The following is a 21,049-nucleotide window of genomic DNA, read 5'->3' as shown; positions in this document are numbered from 1 at the left end:
CGCATTATAAAATCTTAGAGAGTTGTGTATTACTGTTGAATACACCATGTTTACTTCTCGTAAACCAATCTATCCGGCGATACGCCCATACTTAATAAGATGTCGTTTACATCGTTCACCATTTGCTCCGGCCCGCATATATAAAAATATTGCTTAAGGTCATTGAAGTTTTCTTTGAGAAATGCATACCCGATCCTTTCATTCAAATATGGATCTTCTGTTTGCCCGCTAATAAGAAATGTCACTTTGCTGCACAACATATCTTTAAGATCATCCTCAAGAATAATATCACCCTTTGACTTATTCGCAAAGAACAAAGTGTTCCCATTTAACTGGCCAAATTGATGAAGTTGTTTTAAAATGGCTAAAAAAGGCGTGATCCCTGCGCCACCCGCAATAAAATATCCGGGGCCTTTATATTCAATTGCCCCCCGCGGGTCATTAATGATCAACTCATCACCTTTTCCCAATTTGTCTAATTGTTCGGTCATACCATGATGATCCGGATAGATCTTGATGGTAAATTCAAGAAAGTTCTCTGAGTTTAAACTTGTAAAGGTAAACGGGCGGAGGACATCTGTCCATTCCGGTCTGTTGATCGAAAGTTCGGTGGCTTGTCCCGGGTTAAACCGATAACCGGCGGGCTTTGTTAGCCTGAACCTTTTAACATCGTGAGTGATCTGTTTAACAGAAATTATTTCAACCGTATGTTTCATGATGTGTTAAACTAAGTGTGATGGAATTTAACTTTAAATTACAATTCAGGCAAATTTGTATGTCTGTATTTACTAAATATTGATTTAATAGGGCATGTCATGGTTAGTGCAGTTACCTCCAAATAAAACAACACCGGAGCGAGAATATATATGGTATGGGTGCCGCAATACCAATCTATGGCGCTGAGTGCTGGCATGGTTACTACCAAAATTCCCCTGATCATAGCTTCCTTACTGGTAAGATTTTGAGGGGCATCTTTGTCGAACCAGCCTTTCTTTGTTTTGACACCGATCACAGGTGTATCTTCTACTGCGGTGTGTTCCACAGCATTTTTAGGGCTGTGATCGAATTTACATTCCTTGCCGTTTTCTTTGAATTTGGGGTCGATGACCAATTGATACGTTTTCATGATATTTGATTTTGTTATTCAAATATCGATAGCTTTTTGGGCTGATTTTTATCACGAATCCAACTTGACGATAACTAAAAATTATCGAGTATGTGTCTTAACCATGTTGATATATCGTGAATAAAGACTTGCCTGTTCTTTTCACTTCCTGCGGGATATGCGGTGGTCAAAATTTCAGATGGAGAGACACCGGCATCGATAGCTGCTTTCCTGACATTGGGAGCAATTCGCTTCATTAAAATGATAACGTGTTTAGGTTGAATCAAACGCATACGATCTGCTAACTGTTCGGCAGCATAAGGCGTTAAGTTAACTGATGTTTCTTTACCCAGAGGATATAGATGATCCAGGACGCTGCCGGACTTGTTAAAAAAATCAAGAAAATCGTCAGCAGAACTAAATTTACCAAAAGCCTGTTCAAAGGCCGCGCGCATTGCCCGGAATAAATTGGTGTTTTTTAAATAAAAATGGTTGTTGGTAGAGCCAGGTGCTTCGGCAATAAACATGATAATGACTTTTTTCTTCTTTTCAGTCATATCAGATGCTTATAGGCTCTTATAGCTTTTAGCGAATCGCATAAATATTTCTGCTAATGATGAAGGTTGACCGTGTGGCAGGATAAAATAAAATGGCCGCTCAATAGTTAGGTCTTTAATGTCGATGATCCGGCATTCGTTATACTTCAGCTCTTTCAAGATCGACTGCACCGATACAAATGCAAAACATTTGCTGTGTAGCAAATAAGACTTTATACTTTCCGTGCCGCCTAACTGCATTTCTATCTTCAGATCTGATAATTTGATATTGAAAGGCTTTAAAGCGTGAGTAATAACGTCCAACGTTCCCGAACCGGGTTCACGGAGCAATAAAGGCAATTCTATTAATTCTTCCGGCTTAATGCTGTCTTTTTTAAAAGTATTCGAGGCACTACAGATCAGTACCAATTCATCACTCAAAAATTCCTGATAGCTGAGTTGCGGATTGCGCAGGATGCCTTCCACGATACCCAGATCGACCTCTTTGTTCAACAACGCCTGTTCCACCTGCTCGGTATTGCCGGGTACCAAGTTCACCTGCACGTCTTTAAACTTTTCGTGAAAACGGGCCAATACCGGCGGTATCACATATTGCGCAACCGTATTACTGCCACCAATACGCAACGTACCCGAATGTTTTTTGATCAGCAGGTTCATATCAAAATCCAGCTCGTTGTAGATGGCGGCCAGCTTATCTGCATAGGCAACTAACAATTCACCAGCTGGTGTAAGCGATATTTTTTTATTGCCACTGCGTTCTATCAGCGTCGTTTTGAACTGTTCCTCCAATTCTTTAATATGCTTGGTCACCGCAGGCTGGCTGATAAAAAGTTCCGTGGAAGCCTTGGTAAAATTCAGCCTTTTGGCCACCGTATGAAAAACCTGTAGACGGAAATCGAACATGATCGTGTTGTTAAAGTTTAAAGATAACCTTTAGGCCGGTGAGTGCTATCTGCAGGCCGACGCAAAAAATAAGGAACGCGGAGATCCGGTTTACAATGTTCTCTCCATTGATGCCGAGAAAATGTATGATAGTCTTGGTATTCAGGTAAAAGATGTAGATCAGCACACACATCACTGAAATGGAAACCAATATGGCCAGGATATTCATATAGTAATCTGTCCGGCTGAATGATTCGCTATGCGCACTGAGTGTAAACAATACGGATATAGTACCGGCACCAGTAGTTACTGGAAAGGTAATGGGATAAAACAGTTTGTTAGCAATATGATCGAAGCCCGATGGCTGCACGCTTTGTCGGGTATTTTCTTTTTCCTCATCAGAAGCTTTGTCGCTTGACAGAAATTCCCAACCCATTTTACAGATCATAATGCCGCCGGCAACCTGAATCACGGGAATGGAAAGACCAAATAACTGCAATATCCAATGGCCTGCAAAAAGTGATACGGTACAAATCAGGAAAGCGTATAAGGTAATCTTACCGACGGCTCGTCTTTTTTCTACGGAACTTAACCCGTTGAAATATGAACTTACGATGAAAGCTGAGCCAATAGGATTAACAACCGGAAACAAGGCGATAATGCCTATGAAAATAAGATTAACAAATGAGTGATATAATTTAGGCATATGTAATGGTATCTGTGTTAACTTAATCTGATAAGCAGCAGTAGAAATGGAAATACAGCACTCCCTAATGCAGTAATAACTGCTGCGATTTCGATGATTTTATTGCCGGTAATTACTGTTTTATCTGTAAATTGATGTTTTACTAAGCGTTGAATTGAGTTCATGATCTTTGTGTTTATACTTCAAAGATCAATTATAAAACCAAGCCTTTTTTATCATTAACCTACATGGTTGATAGTTTAAAGTTATAAATAACTTTTTTATTTCAAGTATCTAACGCAAACAGGCCAGTATAACCGGCCTGTTCAAAAATTAAAAACATGCAATTAAACGTTTTATTCCCATCCCCATTTTTTAAATATCGCATGGGCATCAGCACTTTGTAAGAACTGAATGAACTGTTTGGCTTGCGCAGCGTGTTTGGTATTGGATGTCAGTGCTACCGGTGTACCTCGATACAAGCGCAATGGCAAAGGCAATTCCACCAACTGCGTAACATCTTTCAGGTTTTCATGCCAAGATGCATAGGTGATCCAGGCATCATAGCTTTGGTCTTTCTTCCAGGCATCGATGCCCAGCGCGGTATTGGCGAATGAGTCGCCGACATTTTTCTGAATGCCCCCGATCAGGTTTTCCTTACCGGCAATGTCTTCCCACAAGCCCAACTGACCGGCCCCATTTACATCAAGCACTTTAACGCCGGTTTTGGCTAGATCCTTTAAAGCCATAATATGCTTAGGGTTACCCGGTCGGACGAGAATAGCCGCACGCCTTTTAAAAAGTTCGACACGTGTAACTGCATCAACCATCCCTGGATGGGTTTGCATGAACTGCGTAAGCATATATTCCGCCCCGCCGTAGATCACATCGCCGTTTTTCTGCGCTTGTGAAAGCCACTTCGGTTCCGGGCCACCAGTCACTTTTACCGGGATGCCTGTTTTAGCGATGAATGCCTTTGCACAATCCTGCATGGCCGACAAGGGGCCGCCGGGGCCATAAATATGCAAGGTATCCTTTGTTTGTCCAAATGATACAATGGCCTTTAAAACAATTATAGTGGTGATCAAAAGTTTCATTTTTTGGCAGGTTGAGGCGTATAGCGTAAATAGGGTTTTACAATGCGGTATCCTTCAGGAAATTTTGATTCAATGTCTTCTGTTTTAACACCGAGACCAATAATCACATCCTCGCCTGCTTGCCAATTCGCTGGGGTCGCCACACTGAATTCATCCGTCAACTGAAGAGAATCGATCACCCTCAACACTTCGTTAAAGTTGCGGCCGGTGGATGCCGGATAAGTTATCATCAATTTAACTTTTTTATCAGGCCCGATGATAAACAGAGAACGGACGGTAGCTGTCGCTGATGCGTTCGGGTGGATCATGTCGTATAATTCCGAAACTTTTCGATCCTCGTCGGCGATCAGCGGGAAGTCAACATTACAGTTTTGAGTTTCATTGATATCGTTTATCCATGACAAGTGCTTATCAAGCGGATCAATGCTTAAAGCCAGCGCCTTAACATTTCTTTTATCAAACTCGCTTTTTAATAAAGCCGTTCTTCCGAGTTCGGTTGTGCAAACAGGTGTATAATCTGCCGGGTGAGAGAATAATACTCCCCAGCTGTCGCCAAGGTATTCGTAAAGATCGATCTCTCCGATAGTTGTTTGTGCGGTAAAATTGGGAGCAAGGTCCCCTAAGTGTAATGACATATCTTTAATTATTAGTCGTTTTTTGTAATGAACCCGTATTTTTTATAGATGGCTTTTGCGGTCGGGCTCACCAAAAAGTCCATAAAATCCTGCGCAGCCTGTGCGTGTGGTGCGGTTTTTAGTTGCCCGGCCACATAAGTCGCGCTGATATTTTCACCGTCTGGTATTTCTACCATATCTGTCGGGTGGCCGATCATTTTTTGATAATAGGCTTCGGTAAACCACACCGGCGCAGCATCGCTTTGTTTGTACATAATACGCATTGGCGTTTGGCGATGGTGTATTTGCGTAAGAAAGGTTTTGCCGTTTTTAACCTTGGTGTCCATGATCTCCTTTTTCAGAGTTTCACCACCAGCTTTGACATAAGCCTCTTCGATACGCTTACCGATACCTTCCCATTCCGGGTTGGGCATGCTGACACGCACATCAGTACGTCCCAGGTCTTTTAATCCTTTCACCTTTTGGGGGTTACCCTTTTGCACCATAATAGCTAAGCGGTTGTAAGCATAAGGTGCGGTCTTGCTGAAATATTCCGGCATCTGATCGATACGACTTTTTCCTGCGGTGTAAACATCCGGCTTAAGCGTAATACGCATATTTCCGATAACGATGCTACCCCCCATGATCTGTTTAGCCAATATGCCCGGTGGCAGGGTTTCGGCAAATACACGCTGGTATTGCGGGTATTGTTTTTTGAAGGCGGACATCAGGTCATCGATACACATGAACTGGTTCCCGGCAAAGAAGACCACCAGTTGCGGATCGTTAATGTCGCCGAACAGGTCGGGTACATTGTCCACTCCTGGGACGGTAAACTGTACTTTACTTTCAGGTGGGGTATTCCATGGCGGATCGAAACGATGATCCTGTGCTTTTGCCTGGCTTCCTAAAGCTATTATTGCTGTTATTGCGAATGTTATTTTCTGAAGATATTTCATGATGTTTTATATAAATTGAATGAGGGTACTGATTAAGGATGCACGGTGGCCCAGCCTTCGTACTGGCGGATGATGATCTCACCGTTGCCGCTCGGCACATAAGAGATAAATGGGAACAGGTCAGCTTTATCGATCTTCCTTTCCTTAATGGTATTATCACATTGTGCCAATACCACTCCTTTTGCCTGAAGGTCCTTTAAAGTTTGCTCATAAGTACTACTTTTCATGTAAACAGCCACACCATCGCCAAAAGCGATCAGCTCAACATGGAGTTTACCTTTCAGTCTTGTGTCTTCCAGCGCATTATTGATGTTTCTTAATGTCCCCTTGATCTTTTTATCATCGCCGGAATTGATGATATAAAGCGCGTTGTAATGCTTGAGCTTTGCGGTTGCGCCGGTGAAGGCGGCGGGATCGGTTTGTTGCGCTTTGACATTTTTTGCAAAAGCAGTGAGCGCAAAGGCTACTAAAATGATGATGTACTTTTTCATGTTTTCTATTTGTTTATGATTTTTTACTGGTTAATTCTTTTTGAGCGTCTTTTATGGGTTTGAATGGCCCGTATTTATGCTGCTTCTCGCTGAACCGGTCGGCATAAGGCCCGAACGGAAAATCTATCGGTTTCTTCTTCAGGTCTTTCCAATCGTTATGTTGATCCTTATGAGGGCGCGGCTGGGAGTTAACGAAGGCACCGACGTTCCATGCTTCTTCATCAGTTAATTGCGGACTATGATAAGAAGCGCCGTATGGCATATTGTTTTTCACAAATCCTGCAAAATTGGTCAGCCTGTACATACCTGCACCATCATTGTAACTATGCTTTCCCCATAACGGCGGGTTGGCGTAGGTTTTTTTATCAGCATTCAGCAAGCCCTCGCCGTTAGCACCGTGGCAGCTTTGGCATTTCATCATAAACACTTCCTTACCCTTGGCCGGGTCTGCTGCCTGATCCATAAATGCCAGCTTTTCTGTTGCATTTCCGAATAGTTTCTGACCTTTCTTTACGTCCTTACCGACCCATTTCATATAGGCCAGCATGGCCTGGATCTCTTTACTTGAAGGGTTAGGCACTTTACCGGCCAAACTACGCTCGAAGCATTCAGCGATACGTTCTTCGGGCTGCTCCACCCGGCCACTCCTGTTGCTCAGTTTTGGGTAACTGGCAATAAAGCTGGCATAATTATTACCGAAAAGGCGTGATCCGGCATCAAGGTGGCAGTTCTGACAATTCATCCCGTTCGTTATCTTCGCGATGCTGCCTTGAGGACCAAAATATTTGGCGGTATGTGCGACCAGCTCCCTGCCATATTTGATCATCTCGCCATCTTTACCGGTAGGTATGGTATTTTCATCAGGGGCTTTCCAGGCATCAGCCGGAATAGGGCGTGGTGTAGTGCCGGCAGAGGCTTCGGTAGATGGAATGGTAGCAGGCTGATCAGACCTTCCATATACCTGTTGGGAAACTTCACCCGGTTTATGATCAGTTGGCACTACCAATGTCACGATCACTGCTATTATACAAACCGCAAACAAAACACTTACGGTTATTAAGGCCTTTGATACCTTGACCAAAGCTTTCGTGACTTCTCTATTTTCGTCTTCCTGTTTCATTTTGTTTGATGGTTGATACATCAAAAGTACAAGCGAAAAAGGCTGAAATTATATTACAAAATATGATGATCGATAATCTGTGGTTATCGATAGTTTACAGGCTATCTTTTTTTGATCGGTAATATTCATCTTCATTCATTAGGGAATCTAAAGTTCTTTTCCAAACAGAATATAAATTCCCGCCAGAAGCGCTGATGATTGCCTTGCCTAAATTACTTTGTACAAAAGACGCGACCTCATCCAATGCTACCCATTGATATTCATCTGCTTCCTGATCAGGAAAGCAAATTTGGTCAAGCTGGTCGGCGGTTATGGGCTTAGCTTTGAATATCAGATGTATGCTATCACCATAGCTGATCTTTTCACCTATTACAGGCTCCGAATAATATACATGGTATAAGCCTTCAATACTTGGCCTAATACCGGTTTCCTCCAAGCATTCACGAATAGCACCGGCCATTGGGCTTTCTCCAGATTCTACAATTCCTCCGGGTAAGGTCCATTGTTGAGTTGATCTTTTTCTAATGATCAAATAGAGATCGTTGTGCGGGATCAATACACAGGCGGCTATTGTTTTTCGCGGAAGTCCTTTGTAATATTCTTCAGGGGCTGTGATCATATGACAAGGTGCTAAAAGCTATATGCGCCGATTTTTGAATCAGCGTTACTCAATTTTAAGAATACCTACCTGACCTCATTGGGTGCGCTATCAGGTGTGTCTCAATTTAGCTACCAACTATTAAAGGTTATGATCTATTATGCTGGTGGGAAAATGAAATACTTGTTATCATACTAAATAGACATCTATTAAGAATTTCTATTATAGTGGTCTTCAATGGCCTGCCCAATAGTATTGGCAAGCTCTTGCGAGATTTCGCCGTTAACAATGCTCCATGAATTATCACCGTTATTGATCAGCGTGATCGTTCCGGCGCCGGTCTGCACGACAAATGTCTCGTCCTGGTGCGTTACGTTATATTGCATTTCGGATCCGCCTTCCAATGTAGCTGTTATATTAAATTGTGTGCCTCCCATGATCTATTAACTTTAAACTATTGCAATTGTTCAGACGAAAGTTTGATCAGGTATTGGGTAACAGATACCAAAGCAGCAGCCCGCTGACGAGTACTATCGCAACGGTCAGCAAAAGCGACAAGGCGAACGAAGGAAAGTAGGTATTTCTAAGTAATTGTTTTTCAATACGCCGATACCTTAAATAACTTAATAAAGCCATCAGGGCACCGATAGCAACGAGTAGGATCCCGATGGTTGCGGAAAAACCTTTGCCGGGGAGAACGACTTTGTCTGTGATGACCAAAGACAGTTGCTTGACGAACAAACTGAATTTTACCACTACAAAGCCAAAACCCATCAATGCTATGCTGGTTCTTATCCAAGCCAAAAAGGTGCGTTCATTGGCCAGATGATCACCGGGGTTGATTGTTTTGGTTGCTATGTCGTCAGGCTTCATTCTTCAATAACTAGTGCTTGTGTAATTTGTTCGGCGTATTAAGACCAATCATAAATTGCAATGATTATAAAGCTTTTATACTATGATGGGTATTTTTGAAAATGCATCAGGAACACCATGTTAACAGCTCAGAAACTATACGGGATATCGTGATTGGTATGTCTGACGGATTGACTGTACCCTTTGCTTTAGCAGCAGGTTTAAGCGGTGCCGTAAATGCTTCCGACATCGTCGTTACCGCAGGTATGGCCGAAATTGTGGCAGGTTCAATTGCGATGGGCCTCGGCGGCTTTTTAGCCGGGAAGACGGACTTAGATCATTATCACTCCGAACTTAAACGGGAATATGATGAAGTAGAACGCCTGCCTGAACAGGAACAAGAGGAAGTTAAGCAGATATTTGCCGAATTTGGCCTGTCAACTGATCTACAGCAGCAGATCGCGAATGAAATGTCGAAAGACAAGGATAAGTGGATAGAATTTATGATGCGCTACGAACTTGGTTTAGAAAGGCCTGATCCAAAACGGGCTAAGAAGAGTGCGTTGACTATAGGGGCATCGTACATCGTCGGCGGTATTATACCACTGTCACCATATATCTTTATCCATGACGCTACCGAAGCGTTAAGCGGCTCATGCATAATAACGCTGATCGCTTTATTTATTTTCGGGTACTTCAAAAGTAAGCTAACCGGGCAGCCACCAGTTAGCGGTGCTATTAAAGTTGTTGTTATCGGGGCGTTAGCTGCCGGAGCGGCCTTTTTATTGGCAAGAGCTATTAATAATAATCATTAAAGAACATAAAGGAATATAAACGATGTCCCTTGATCAACAAATTGCATTACCAGTTTCGCGGCATATAAATATTCATACGTGCGCCAATTAACGCTATCAGGGCACCTATCATGTCCCACCGATCAGGCTTAAATCCGTCGGCCTTCCAGGCCTAGATAAGTGACATTAATATAAAAATGCCTCCGTATGAGGCATAAGCCCGACCAAAGCTTACTGTTTGCCAGGTTGCGACAACGCCATACATGGCCAGTATTAATGCGCCTGCCACGCCATACCAAATAGGTTTGCCCTCTTTTAAGCATTGCCAAACAAGATAGCCGCCGCCGATCTCGAACAGGCCGGCGAGCAAAAATACAGTAATGGATTTAAGCACATTCATCATCGTTTAAAGATAACGATTATACAACTATAGTGGCATATGGTGCTTTTTTGCCACGAATTGAGCCAATAGATATGCTAATAAACTCATCGCACTCCCAATGCCAATACCACCAAGCACATCGGAAAGATAATGTGCACCTAAATAAAGGCGGCTGAAGGCCACAAGTATTGCCCATGTGTAGAATAGGAAAATCGTTTTCTTATACTGCGGCAATGTTAAAGCTAAAGCCATTGCTAGGAAAAAAGCGTCGCAGGTGTGTCCGGAAGGATATGACCACCCGCCAGCCGGGCCTAATACATGAATGGTTGTCAGCATGTGGACAGGCCTTGGTTTTTGAATGATGAATTTTAGTACGGTAGATGCAGTAGCAGAGAAGACAGCGGCGGCCACAATTACCATACATTTATATTTTAGCTCTTTTGCCTTAGTAAACTGGGAAACAATCAGCGCGATGAAACTTATTCCGTAGGCAATTATACCGGCTGTGTTGGTGGTAGTTAGCCAAAATAAGTCTCTTGCCGGTCTACGAAGGTTATTTAAAGATAGCACAATCGTTTTATCCTCGTTGTAAAATAAGGTGGCGAGTACAATGGATAAACTGACGCAGAACAGGCACAACAATGCGACAATTTTAAGGGAAATTTTATTTTGAGAGATCATGATTAAAAGATCAGCACTAATGTTCCGCAGATGATCAGGCCTGCACCCAAGGCCGCTTTTAGGGATACGGTTTCTTTAAGGAAGATAACCGAGAGGATAATGGTTAGCGCCACGCTCAATTTATCTACGGGAGCAACCTGAGAAACCTTTCCCATCTGCAGTGCCTTGTAATAAAAAATCCACGACAGGCCAGTTGCCAGCCCGGATAGCCCGAGGAATATCCAGGTATTTTTAGATAGTTCGGCCATGCCTTTGACTTCGCCACGCGCCAATGCTATCCCCCAAGCAACAAAAAGTATCACTATCGTACGGATAGCAGTTGCCAGGTCCGAGTTAACATCTTTTACGCCGATCTTGGCAAAGATGGCCGTTAGGGAAGCAAAAAATGCTGATAATAAAGCGTATATCCACCACATTTTAATTGATCTTTTTATGTTTTCTTAACCATTTATTGGCCTTGTAAGTTATGTATGCTGAAGCGGATCCCAATAACGCACCGCCTAGTACATCACTAGGGTAATGCACGCCAAGATACATACGCGAATAGCCCACCGCTGCCGCATAACTGTAAGCAGGAACAATTACATACCACTTGGGGAATGAAAGACTTAAGGTGGTAGCCGTAGAAAAGGCAACCGTGGTATGGCCAGATGGCATGCTATAGTCTGAAGGGAGCTGTTTGGCAAAAATCACATCGCTATGGTTTACAAATGGCCGGTCACGATGAGTTATAGCCTTGATTGTAGTGCTCAATATCGCCGAACCAGCCAGGGCTCCCAGCGCGACATATGATTGCTCTTTAAGGCTTTTATCATGACCGATCTGCCCCGCCACAAAAAGGGTTACAGGGGTAGCAATTGCGATGGGTAGCGCACTATTGGTCACTGCGCGCCAAGTGGCGTCTGGCCCTGGGTTTACGGGGCCATTAATGCTTTCCAGTAAACGAAGGTCAAGACTTTGCGCACGGGCACAACTTACGGATAGCAACAATAAAAGAGAAAGCCATATCCTATTTAACAACAGTATTTTTATCATATCAGGTGATTTTAAATTTTGTTAGTTTCAAGATGCTTACGGTAGCCAAGCCTGATCAACGAAGGGAATACAAAAAGCAATAAAGGCAGCGCTGCTAAAAATCCACCAATAACCGCAACTGCTAAGGGCTGCTGCATCTGTGCACCTAAGCCAATTCCCAGGGCTAACGGCATCAATGCCAGAATGGCGCCGATAGCCGTCATTAACTTAGGGCGTATACGCAGGCTAATCGCATAATTTATGGAAGTGTCTACGTTGTCGGAATCTGCCAAAGTGAACCGGAATTGGTTAAGCGTAAAAATGGCGTTCTCGGCAATAATGCCGACGATCATGATAATGCCCGTATAGCTACTTACATTTAAAGGAATATTGACCAGGTAAAGAGCTAAAATGCTGCCGCATATTCCAAGTACTGAGATCAGGATGACGAGCGCTGCCAAAAACCAGTCTCTAAAAAGAAATAGTAAAACGGCAAACACCAATACCACCGCGAGCCCAAGGATCAGTAGCAGTTCATTAAAAGATTGCTGCTGCTCGGAGTATGCGCCGCCATAGCTTATAAAATAACCTTTAGGTAAATTCAATCCGGCAGAAAGTTTATGCTGTATCTCTGCAATGGCGCTGCCGAGGTCACGGCCGTCCAGCCGGGCAGTTAAAATGATGTTTGATTTAAGGTCTTCCCGGGTTTGCTGTACCTCGCCCGGTAAGACATTTACTGTGCAGAAAAAAGACAATGGCCGGGTTTGTCCATTTGGTAAAAAGATGAGCTGCTTTTTTAAGTGTTCAAGGTCATTGTCCTTAAAATTGGTAAAGCGCAACAATACCTTGCGCATCTGCTGCCCATCCTGCAGATCACCGATCTGTATACCCCCGGTCAGGGCGGCCTGCGAAGCCGATGGTTCGGCAATGGCAGCGTTCATACCCAAGGGCACGCCCCCGGTATATGCCGATAATTGCATTTGGAAGTCGGTGAGGGAAATCTTGAACAAGTCCAGTTTGTCCTGATCAGGAACGAATTCCAGCGAGGGCCCGGCAGGGATCAAGCCGTCATCAAGGTCGGCTACACCGTTGATCTTTTGCAAAATACCAGTTGCTTGTTTATCCAGTTCCTGAAGTTTGGTGTAATCATCACCGAATATCTTGATCTCGATCGGTGCAGGTGTGCTCATCAGGTCGCCAAGCAGGTCGGAAATACGCTGGCCAAATGAGATGTGCATCAGCGGCACATGTGCACCTATTTTATCCCGAAGCTCGCTGATCACTTCGTCTGTAGTTTTATTTCTATCTTTCTTAAGCTGAATAGAATAGTCGCCAAAGTTGGGCTGCGTAGTTTTAAAAGCCATCTTAACACCTGTACGACGGGAATAGGTTTCCACTTCGGGCTGTGCCGTAACTATCTTTTCCATCTGCCGGCATAACCGGTCTGTTTCTTCTAACGAAGTGCCTGCGGGCGAAAAATAGTCCAGCACGATGGTACCTTCATCCAGGTTCGGTAAAAAACCGGTTTCCAGTTTAGCGGACGCGATGTAAGCAGACAGCCCCAGCAATGCAATAAACAACAAAGCAAACACCGGCTTTTTAAAGGTGCGTGTTAGCCAGGAAAGCTTATCGTTCGTGAAGTCATTATGCTGACGTTCACTGCTTTCATGAGGACGATAACCTACCACAATGTGCAAGACCGGCAAAAGAAGCCAGGTAACCAGGAAAGAGCAAACCAAAGTGATCTGCATGGTATCGGACAGTTCCTTAAAAAAGCTGCCGGCCAGCCCACTCATTAGCCTGAAAGGGAAGAAGATGACGATGGTTGCGAGTGAAGAGCCGATCATGGCGGGCAACAACGCCCTGATCGCATCTATCACCACATCAAAAATATTTTTTTCAGGATATTCTTCATGTTCCCGATGTATCTGTTCAATTATAACGATGGCATCATCAATGATCAGCCCCACCGAGGCAGCGATGGCACCCAAAGACATAATATTGATGGTGATCCCAGCCAGGTAAAGTACCGTGATGGTAAAGCCCAACGTAACAGGTATGGACAGCATCACCGCCAAACTTGACCTCCAAGATCTTAAAAAGAAGATCATGACAATAACGGCAAGGATCAATCCCTCGTAGATCGTTTTGATCACGCTGTGAATACTATCGCCTACAAAAGCGCTTTGGTCGTAATATGGCGTAAGTTCATAATCGTCGGGTAAAGCTTTACGTACTTCGTCGGCTTTTGCAGCCGCATCTTTTGCAAAGTCAATAAGGTTTACTCCGGGCTGCTTAACCAGGTCTATCTGAATGGCGTTCTTTCCGTTAGCGTTGACAATAACAAATTCCTGCTGCTCCTGCACGTCTACAGTCGCAAAATCACGAAGTTTGATCAGTCTTGCGCCATCGTTGCGAATGGTCAGATTAGAAAGGCCGTCTACGTCCATTACACGGGTATCCGTGAGGGTTAGGTACATCCGGTTAAAATCAGCCAGGTTACCATTGGAAAGGACGTAATTATTGTTGGCAAATGCTGTTTTAACTTCTGATGGTGTGACACCCAATGCAGACATTTTAACGGCATCGGGTATGATGACGAACTCTTTGGAACGTCCGCCTCTTGTCACCACATTAGCAATGCCCTTGATCCTGGAAAATATTGGACGCAAGGTTAGGTAGGCCTGGTCTTTCAAAGCCACCTGCCCATGGGTTTTGCTGGACAGCGTATAGCCATAAACCGGGAAAAGCGATTGGTTCATCGCTTCGATGGACATATTTATACCGGGTGGTAAAAAGTTTTTGATCTCATTCACCCGGCTTTCTATCTGTGTTTTTTGCGCATAGGTATCCAGGCCCCAGTCAAAATACACATCTATGGTTACGCTGCCCCGGCTGGTACTGCTTTTTACGATAGTTACACCCCGGACTTTTTTGACAGCGCTTTCTAACGGCTTGGTCACCGTCAGCATCATACGGTCAATGGGCAACTGGCCAGCCTCGGCAATGATGGACACACGTGGGAACAGCACCTCGGGAAAGAGGTTGGTCTGCATATGCGTATAGAAATAGACGCCCGCAGCCAACAATATGGCACCAACAAATAAGATCGGGCGGGAAAACTTCCGGAAATAATTTTTCTTTTCTGTCATGTCCGGTTATTTAGTAACGGTTACGAGGGCAGTGTCGGCTAAACCATAATTACCAGTGATCAGGATCTTATCGCCTTTTTGAAACGTGGGGGAAAGTATCTCAATAGACGTATTGTTATTGTTACCGATCTTTACCGGAACTTTTATAGCCGTGCTGTCATTAACCAGTTTCATTACCCAAAAATCTTTCAGTAGCTCATCGCTAACCACGCAAGACTTGGGGAGTACTTGTTGATTTCCCGGTGCAGAGCGATCAAAAGAAACCTTCGCCAGCAAATTTTCGGGCAGGAAAAGATCCTGATCGGGCCGGGCCAGCAACACCTGGGTTTGTTCGGTCACGTTCATGGTAGCCAGCGGCGTGGTAATGGTAGCTTTATGTACCGTGTTATCGGGAAGGGTGATTAGACATTTCTTCCCCGGTTTAACCAGACCGGCATATTCATAGGGGACGTTGACCTGGAAAGCCAGATCGTTACTTGCGGCTATAGTGCAAAGTTGGGTGCCCTCCAGCACGTACTCCCCAGTTTGCTGCTTATCAAACGTGGTAATGATACCCGAGGCGGGCGCGGAGACGGTGATCAGTCCGAAGCTTTTTAGTGAAGGGTCTACCTTAGTGATATCATTACCCAATGCTTTGCGCTCCTTGGATTCCAATAAATAAAGCCGCTGCCCTTTCCGCACGTGATCACCTAATTTAACGTAGACGTGTGTAATAAATGCGGCGATGGAGGAGGTCACCAGATTCCTTTTAAGGTAAACCGAAGTGCCGGAAAGCACTAGGTCATCACTTATGGTACCAACGCCGATCTGGGTTATCTGAACAGCGGTTTTTGGCTTGGCTTCATTAGTCGGAGTAGTGTTATTGCTGTGGCAGGCGGCGAGTGCCAGCAAAGCGCATAAAAGAAGGATATAATTTTTCATAAGCATTACCAGTTCCAGTAGTTATAGGCGTTGATCAATAAGTTTCGGTTGGTTTCCAGTTGCAGCAGATCTCGCTGTGCAGTTGTGCGGTTCTTCAGAACATTAATAAAATCGATCACCGACAGCTGGGCCTGGATGATCTGTGTGCGGTAACTGCTCAATAATGACTCGTAATCACTCAGCTGTTTTTGCTGGTTTTTTACCCTGCCATCGTAGGACATAAGTTCATCCAGCGCCTGCTTTTTGCGAAGATCGTTTTGCAGTTGCGCGGTACTTTTATTAAAAGCAACCGTTTGCAGCTGTAGCATTGTTTTACGACGGGTAATCTCTTTCTGATGTCCATCCAGAATGCTCCATGTCAGGCTTAAACCTGCGCCCAACCCGAAGCGATCATAAAGATTATTGAAATGTGTGGCATTAAGCCCCGTATTGCCGAAAACACTTATCTGCGGTCGGTATTTGGTTTCAAAAGCATTTTGGGTTGCAACTAAACCAAGGCTGTCCAGTCTGAATTTTTCCAGGTAGGCGGATCGGTCAACCCGCGTTTTTAACTTTATTTCCAAGGGCTCCAATTCCACCTCCGCTGTATCGCGGCTGCCGCTCATTACCCTCAGCTCCAACAGGTCCTTGTGATAAGCTGCCCGATAGGCCAGTAAAATATTCTGGTTGTATTCGTATTCGATATTTAATAGGATGAGGTCGGAGTTTTTAAGCAAACTGGCATTCACAAGTTTTTTGACGATCAAGCGCTGCTGATCGATGATCTTCATATTGGCCATGGAGTTACCAATCTGCTTTTTGTCGAGCAGGCAGAACATATACTGGTCGGTAATGGCCTTTTCAAGATCGTGACGGGTTAACTTGGCGGTGTTTTGATTGATCTGTGCGTTAACCAGCGATTGTGCTGCTAAAATATCGGCCCGCCAGCCGGCGAACAAAGGTTGGTTAGCCACCAGTAATCCTTGCAAGCTTCCGCCATTTGTCGCACCGAGGTCGTATCCGTAATAATTGGTAGCGCCGCCGGAATTAATATCAAAGCCCTTATGTCCGGCGTCGGTAACATATACCGGTGCAAAGAGATAATTGGCATTAAGGCTTAATTGTGATTTGGTGGTTAATGCGCGTATCCGTTCTGCTTCTGCCTGATTGACCACCTGCTGATTCCTGGCATCATTGAGCAGTGGGCTATTGGTGTAACTCAGTTCAAGGAAATCATCCAGTTTCGACTGCGCCTTCAGTGATCCTGAGCACAGGCACATCAATATAAAAAAGATCAATAGATATCTCATGGCCATTACATCGGTTGATAGATCTGGATCGCCGCAGGCTGATCGCTCGTCTGAGGCAAAGCGAGCACATATCGGTCAAGTTGGTGGATGAATAAAGACGTGCCTGCGCCAACTCGCGTTGTTACCTGGCCAATGTTAGCCAAACGTTGTTTTTCTATTCCAACGATATCTATCAATCCTTCGCCACAAGACACATACAGCCGTTGGCGCTTTGGGTCTAAATAAATGCCATCTGCATCTTTATTTATGGATATCGCGTCTGCTTGTTTTCCGCATGAAACATCGTATACTACCAAACGGCCACCAGTGCATCCAATGTAGAGTAGCTGATGTTCGCGGTCAAGCGCCATAGGCACATTGTCATTTGATGGCGATATCTTCCAGCTGGCGACTATCCTTGACGTTTTGCGGTCGATCACCTGCACCAGCCCTTCGCCCGGAACATTAGCATAGATGCGCTGGCTGGTTAATTCAAACTGTTTGGGGTAACCTGCCAGTGGGATCTGTCCAATGATCTTTTGCCGCCGCAGGTCGATGATCCCGATAGAGCCGAAAGTATCGCCAATGCCTACAAAAAGCTGACGTGTTTGCGCGTCGTACCTTAGATTGTTGCATTTTTCCCGGAAAGTGTAAGTTTTTACGATTTGAAAATTATGGCTATTAAGGGCAGTAATCTTACCGTCTTTACCTGTTGCCACATAAAGAAAGGCTGTTTCGGGGTCGTAAAAGCACCACTTGGGTTCGTTAAAGCCAGGCAGACTTCTGATCAATTTACCTTTTTGCCAATCGATCACTTGCACTGAATGATCGTCTTGAGCTGAAAGAAATAGGCGATGACCACCAATATCACAGGCCATCAGGTCAAAACTTCCTCTAACCGCCGGAAGGGGGACGGTATTGATTAATTTGAGTTTTTCTTGCGCAATTCCTGTATATACTGATAATAAAAAAGCCGGAAGTAATATTAATCTCTTCATGATGTCGCTTTAACCACCTCAAATGTGGCCGGACATTCTGAAAAGTTTCTGAAATGCTAAAAATTGATTGAAAATTGATGCATATGTTTTTTAAACTGATAATTTAATTTCAGTCGGTAAAGCTGGCTTATCTCGTACGCTATGGCCAAACCCAAACCAACACCATGGCGGTTTATGTTCTGTTTTCCGAACCGGGAAAATAGCTTGCTTTGATCAAACGGAAGCGGTGTGCCGGAATTTTCGATCAAAAAACAGTGATCGGTATTAGAAATATGGATATATCCGTTCGCAGACGTATGATGAACGGCATTGGTGATGAGGTTGGAGAGTAATATTTCTATCAAGACCGGATGCCCATGAAGCATTTTGTCTCCATGTAATTCGACATTTAGGCTGACTGGTTTGTCGTCTATCAACGCCTCAAGATGTTTAAGTACTTTTGCAACGGTCGCTTTTACACTTATCTCAACCAGATCAGGGAATTGCTGATTTTCAATCCTGGATAACAATAACAAACTCTGATTTAAATGAGTTAAACGCTCAATTACCTCATACGATGATTGCAGGTGATGCGCTTGTTCTGCAGTCAGACCTTGAGATTGAAGCAGCAGATCAAGTTTAGACTGCAAAATGGCCACAGGTGTTTGCATTTCGTGCGAGGCGTTTTCAATAAAGTTCTTTTGATCTAAATAGGTCTTTTTATTTTTACTGACCAAGTCGTTCACTACCCTATTCAACTGGTCAAACTCTACGATCCCGGAATTTGGATAGATTAAGGATTGTTCTTTATCAACCTGATAGTTTTGCAGCCAGTCAATGATCCGGTCAAATGGTTTCCATATTTTTTTAGATATATTCCTGTTGATCAGCAGCCATCCGATGAAAAGGATGATTAGCAAAATTCCTTGTACTTCAGCAATGCCAACAATGAGGTCCTGGCTTTCAACCAAGGACCGGCGAATGGTCGCATGATATATTTTGTGATTCACTTGCAGCGCTGTAGCCAGCTCCCGGTAAGGCTCCATTTCATGCGCTAAGGTGTCCTGATACAGTTTAGGGTAAATAGAATCGCGGAGTGGTGGAGCAGATGAACTGATCTTAACATCATTATCCATTGCCAACCATAGGGCAACATCCCGATCGCTTTTTAACTCTTTAGTCCTGATGGTCAACTCCTCTTTCCGTAACCTTAATGCATCATCTATGTCCTGATAATACAATTGCTCAATTACAAAATAAAAAAGTGGGATACTTACCAATAGTACAACAATCGCATAACCCAGCAGTAACCTGGAGGTTTTAGTCAGTAGCCTCATCACAGTCAAGTTTATATCCTACGCCATAAATGGTTTTAATATAATCGCGGCACCCTGCATCGGTCAGTTTCTTCTTCAAATTTTTCATATGAGCATATATCACATCATAACCACGGTAATAGCCACTTTCATTTTGGGAAAGATGTTGTGAAATGGCGGATTTTGAGATGACACGTTTCTTGTTGGCGATCAGAAACAACAGCAGGTCTAATTCCTTCTTGTTTAATAAAAGTGCTTTGTTATGCACAAATACCATTTTATCTTCAACTTGAACGCGCAGTTCGTTATGCTCAAAAACTTCGGCACCACTAAAATTCCGGCGGCGAATAATCGCATGTAGCCTGGCGCTTAACTCTGCTAGATGGAAAGGTTTAGCCAAATAATCATCGGCGCCGAGCTTCAGACCGTTTAATTTATTATCCAATTCATTGAAGGCTGAAACAATGATCACACCATCATCTTTTTTAAGCTTTTTGACCAGTTTTACCAAATCAAAACCATTACCGCCAGGCAGTGAGATATCAAGTATGATACAATCAAAAATATCATCTATGATCTTTTCACTGGCGGTTTCGTAGGTTTCCGCTACTTCACAACGATAGCCCTGGCTATTTAGGAACAAACGCATGCTTTGCAAAAGTTCCGGCTCATCTTCAACGATCAATATTTTCATAATTAATAGTATCTTATTATTATTAGTAACCGAAAGCTACCTAAAGAACAAAAATGCATCAAGCCTTATCCATAGGCACAATAAATACCGGGATGGTGGATTCGCGTAGGATACCCTCAGCCATACTCCCCATTAACAGCCGGTTTAGTCCTTTGCGGCCATGTGTTCCTGCCACAATCAGATCAGCTTCCCATTCTTTGGCCAATTGAAGAATGGTGGCTTGTATTTCGCCCGCCGGTGCGAAACGCTCGGTATCTGTACCCTGGCTGTAGTCTTTTTCAATTTTCTCCAAAAACACTTCCATGTCCTTTTTTAAAGATTGGGCTCCTTGCGCGGGAAATATCCCGGCATCAACATCACCTTCCAAAAGGCCTTGTTCTACCACGCCAACTAAAGCAACCTTTGCCTTTAATTGCATAGCTAATTCATAACCACACCGCGCAGCCTTCAGCGCTGAGGGGTTATCTTCTGTTACGATCAAGATTCTATGATAATTCATTATCTGATATTTTAAATATTTCGTGCCAATAATATTCCTATGTAAGTAGCAACAAAGCCAAGCAGAATGCTACCCATAGTGTAAACGAGCATGATAAACAACTGATGATTACTCACTAATTGAACATTTTCGAAAGAGAAAGACGAAAATGTTGTATAGCCGCCACATAACCCTGTAACCAGGAACAACCGCCAGTATTGCGAATTGACATCTCCCTTATCAGCTGCAAAAACAAAGAAACCAATTAAGAAACAACCCGTGACATTGACGAGGAAAGTTCCGTAGGGAAAGGCAGAGGTAATCAGCCCGACTATCCAACGATTAACAAAGTAGCGCCCTAAACTGCCAAAGCCCCCTCCTAAAAATACTAATAGTGCTGCCCTCATCTACG

Annotated in this window: 26 protein-coding genes and 1 pseudogene; 1 reads left to right on the top strand and 26 read right to left on the bottom strand. The window is 43.8% G+C overall.

Translation table 11 applies throughout. The features are described from left to right. Positions 1 to 50: 50 nt before the first annotated feature. The 14 genes from BC343_RS02675 to BC343_RS02615 form a co-directional block, all read right to left on the bottom strand. On the bottom strand, positions 51 to 716 hold the full coding sequence (locus BC343_RS02675) for an FAD-binding oxidoreductase (protein WP_078346163.1): 666 nt from the start codon (positions 714 to 716) through the stop codon (positions 51 to 53). A gap of 38 nt (positions 717 to 754) precedes the next feature. Next, the gene (locus BC343_RS02670; RefSeq protein WP_078346162.1) at positions 755 to 1,126 is read right to left on the bottom strand and encodes a hypothetical protein; all 372 of its coding nucleotides are present in this window, start codon (positions 1,124 to 1,126) and stop codon (positions 755 to 757) included. Positions 1,127 to 1,200: 74 nt separating this feature from the next. Continuing rightward, the gene (locus tag BC343_RS02665; protein ID WP_078346161.1) at positions 1,201 to 1,662 is read right to left on the bottom strand and encodes a hypothetical protein; all 462 of its coding nucleotides are present in this window, start codon (positions 1,660 to 1,662) and stop codon (positions 1,201 to 1,203) included. Positions 1,663 to 1,671: 9 nt separating this feature from the next. Continuing rightward, entirely contained in the window at positions 1,672 to 2,565 is an 894-nt protein-coding gene (locus BC343_RS02660) for a LysR substrate-binding domain-containing protein (protein ID WP_078346160.1), read from the bottom strand. A 10-nt stretch (positions 2,566 to 2,575) separates the two neighbouring features. After that, positions 2,576 to 3,250 (bottom strand): MarC family protein, encoded by a 675-nt coding sequence (locus BC343_RS02655; protein ID WP_078346159.1) that lies wholly within the window; start codon positions 3,248 to 3,250, stop codon positions 2,576 to 2,578. Positions 3,251 to 3,267: 17 nt separating this feature from the next. Continuing rightward, complete coding sequence (locus BC343_RS30920; protein WP_156088732.1) at positions 3,268 to 3,414, bottom strand: hypothetical protein; 147 nt, start codon at positions 3,412 to 3,414, stop codon at positions 3,268 to 3,270. Positions 3,415 to 3,585: 171 nt separating this feature from the next. Then, positions 3,586 to 4,326 (bottom strand): substrate-binding domain-containing protein, encoded by a 741-nt coding sequence (locus BC343_RS02650; protein WP_078346158.1) that lies wholly within the window; start codon positions 4,324 to 4,326, stop codon positions 3,586 to 3,588. Beyond that, positions 4,323 to 4,961: a peroxiredoxin gene (locus BC343_RS02645; protein WP_078346157.1), complete on the bottom strand. Its 639-nt coding sequence runs from the start codon at positions 4,959 to 4,961 to the stop codon at positions 4,323 to 4,325. Before BC343_RS02645 ends, BC343_RS02650 begins: the two co-directional genes overlap by 4 nt. Positions 4,962 to 4,972: 11 nt before the next feature. Continuing rightward, entirely contained in the window at positions 4,973 to 5,899 is a 927-nt protein-coding gene (locus BC343_RS02640) for a molybdate ABC transporter substrate-binding protein (protein WP_078346156.1), read from the bottom strand. Between the two features lie 32 nt (positions 5,900 to 5,931). Beyond that, positions 5,932 to 6,390: a DsrE family protein gene (locus BC343_RS02635; protein ID WP_078346155.1), complete on the bottom strand. Its 459-nt coding sequence runs from the start codon at positions 6,388 to 6,390 to the stop codon at positions 5,932 to 5,934. Positions 6,391 to 6,403: 13 nt separating this feature from the next. Further along, on the bottom strand, positions 6,404 to 7,510 hold the full coding sequence (locus tag BC343_RS02630) for a c-type cytochrome (RefSeq protein WP_078346154.1): 1,107 nt from the start codon (positions 7,508 to 7,510) through the stop codon (positions 6,404 to 6,406). A gap of 94 nt (positions 7,511 to 7,604) precedes the next feature. Then, the gene (locus BC343_RS02625) at positions 7,605 to 8,129 is read right to left on the bottom strand and encodes an NUDIX domain-containing protein (protein WP_078346153.1); all 525 of its coding nucleotides are present in this window, start codon (positions 8,127 to 8,129) and stop codon (positions 7,605 to 7,607) included. Between the two features lie 188 nt (positions 8,130 to 8,317). After that, complete coding sequence (locus BC343_RS02620) at positions 8,318 to 8,545, bottom strand: hypothetical protein (protein WP_078346152.1); 228 nt, start codon at positions 8,543 to 8,545, stop codon at positions 8,318 to 8,320. Positions 8,546 to 8,591: 46 nt separating this feature from the next. Continuing rightward, positions 8,592 to 8,981 (bottom strand): YidH family protein, encoded by a 390-nt coding sequence (locus tag BC343_RS02615; protein WP_078346151.1) that lies wholly within the window; start codon positions 8,979 to 8,981, stop codon positions 8,592 to 8,594. Positions 8,982 to 9,082: 101 nt separating this feature from the next. Here BC343_RS02615 and BC343_RS02610 point away from each other — a divergent pair, with 101 nt between their 5' ends. After that, positions 9,083 to 9,775: a VIT1/CCC1 transporter family protein gene (locus tag BC343_RS02610; protein ID WP_078346150.1), complete on the top strand. Its 693-nt coding sequence runs from the start codon at positions 9,083 to 9,085 to the stop codon at positions 9,773 to 9,775. 46 nt (positions 9,776 to 9,821) lie between these two features. Here BC343_RS02610 and BC343_RS02605 read toward each other — a convergent pair. From BC343_RS02605 to crcB, 12 genes and pseudogenes are all read right to left on the bottom strand, one after another. After that, positions 9,822 to 10,154: pseudogene (locus BC343_RS02605) on the bottom strand (YnfA family protein). 27 nt (positions 10,155 to 10,181) lie between these two features. Next, entirely contained in the window at positions 10,182 to 10,817 is a 636-nt protein-coding gene (locus BC343_RS02600) for a phosphatase PAP2 family protein (RefSeq protein ID WP_078346149.1), read from the bottom strand. Between the two features lie 2 nt (positions 10,818 to 10,819). Next, entirely contained in the window at positions 10,820 to 11,233 is a 414-nt protein-coding gene (locus BC343_RS02595) for an EamA family transporter (RefSeq protein ID WP_078346148.1), read from the bottom strand. Between the two features lies 1 nt (position 11,234). Next, positions 11,235 to 11,852 (bottom strand): phosphatase PAP2 family protein, encoded by a 618-nt coding sequence (locus BC343_RS02590; protein WP_078346147.1) that lies wholly within the window; start codon positions 11,850 to 11,852, stop codon positions 11,235 to 11,237. 11 nt (positions 11,853 to 11,863) lie between these two features. Continuing rightward, complete coding sequence (locus BC343_RS02585; RefSeq protein ID WP_078346146.1) at positions 11,864 to 14,983, bottom strand: efflux RND transporter permease subunit; 3,120 nt, start codon at positions 14,981 to 14,983, stop codon at positions 11,864 to 11,866. Between the two features lie 6 nt (positions 14,984 to 14,989). Next, positions 14,990 to 15,904, bottom strand: coding sequence for an efflux RND transporter periplasmic adaptor subunit (locus BC343_RS02580; RefSeq protein ID WP_078346487.1), 915 nt, complete (start codon positions 15,902 to 15,904; stop codon positions 14,990 to 14,992). Positions 15,905 to 15,909: 5 nt separating this feature from the next. Further along, positions 15,910 to 17,193 (bottom strand): TolC family protein, encoded by a 1,284-nt coding sequence (locus tag BC343_RS02575; RefSeq protein WP_162276809.1) that lies wholly within the window; start codon positions 17,191 to 17,193, stop codon positions 15,910 to 15,912. Positions 17,194 to 17,198: 5 nt separating this feature from the next. Next, positions 17,199 to 18,170: a YncE family protein gene (locus tag BC343_RS02570; protein WP_078346144.1), complete on the bottom strand. Its 972-nt coding sequence runs from the start codon at positions 18,168 to 18,170 to the stop codon at positions 17,199 to 17,201. Positions 18,171 to 18,226: 56 nt separating this feature from the next. After that, positions 18,227 to 19,486, bottom strand: coding sequence for a sensor histidine kinase (locus BC343_RS02565; RefSeq protein ID WP_078346143.1), 1,260 nt, complete (start codon positions 19,484 to 19,486; stop codon positions 18,227 to 18,229). After that, positions 19,470 to 20,159, bottom strand: a complete 690-nt coding sequence (locus tag BC343_RS02560) for a response regulator transcription factor (protein ID WP_078346142.1) — start codon at positions 20,157 to 20,159, stop codon at positions 19,470 to 19,472. Before BC343_RS02560 ends, BC343_RS02565 begins: the two co-directional genes overlap by 17 nt. Positions 20,160 to 20,217: 58 nt before the next feature. Beyond that, a complete protein-coding gene (locus BC343_RS02555) occupies positions 20,218 to 20,658 on the bottom strand; it encodes a universal stress protein (RefSeq protein WP_078346141.1) in 441 nt (146 codons plus the stop codon). Between the two features lie 11 nt (positions 20,659 to 20,669). Next, positions 20,670 to 21,044, bottom strand: coding sequence for a fluoride efflux transporter CrcB (gene crcB, locus BC343_RS02550; protein ID WP_078346140.1), 375 nt, complete (start codon positions 21,042 to 21,044; stop codon positions 20,670 to 20,672). Positions 21,045 to 21,049: the final 5 nt, after the last annotated feature.

The organism is Mucilaginibacter pedocola, from assembly GCF_002013915.1.
GTDB lineage: Bacteria > Bacteroidota > Bacteroidia > Sphingobacteriales > Sphingobacteriaceae > Mucilaginibacter > Mucilaginibacter pedocola.
This window is presented reverse-complemented; position numbering and strand designations above follow the sequence as displayed.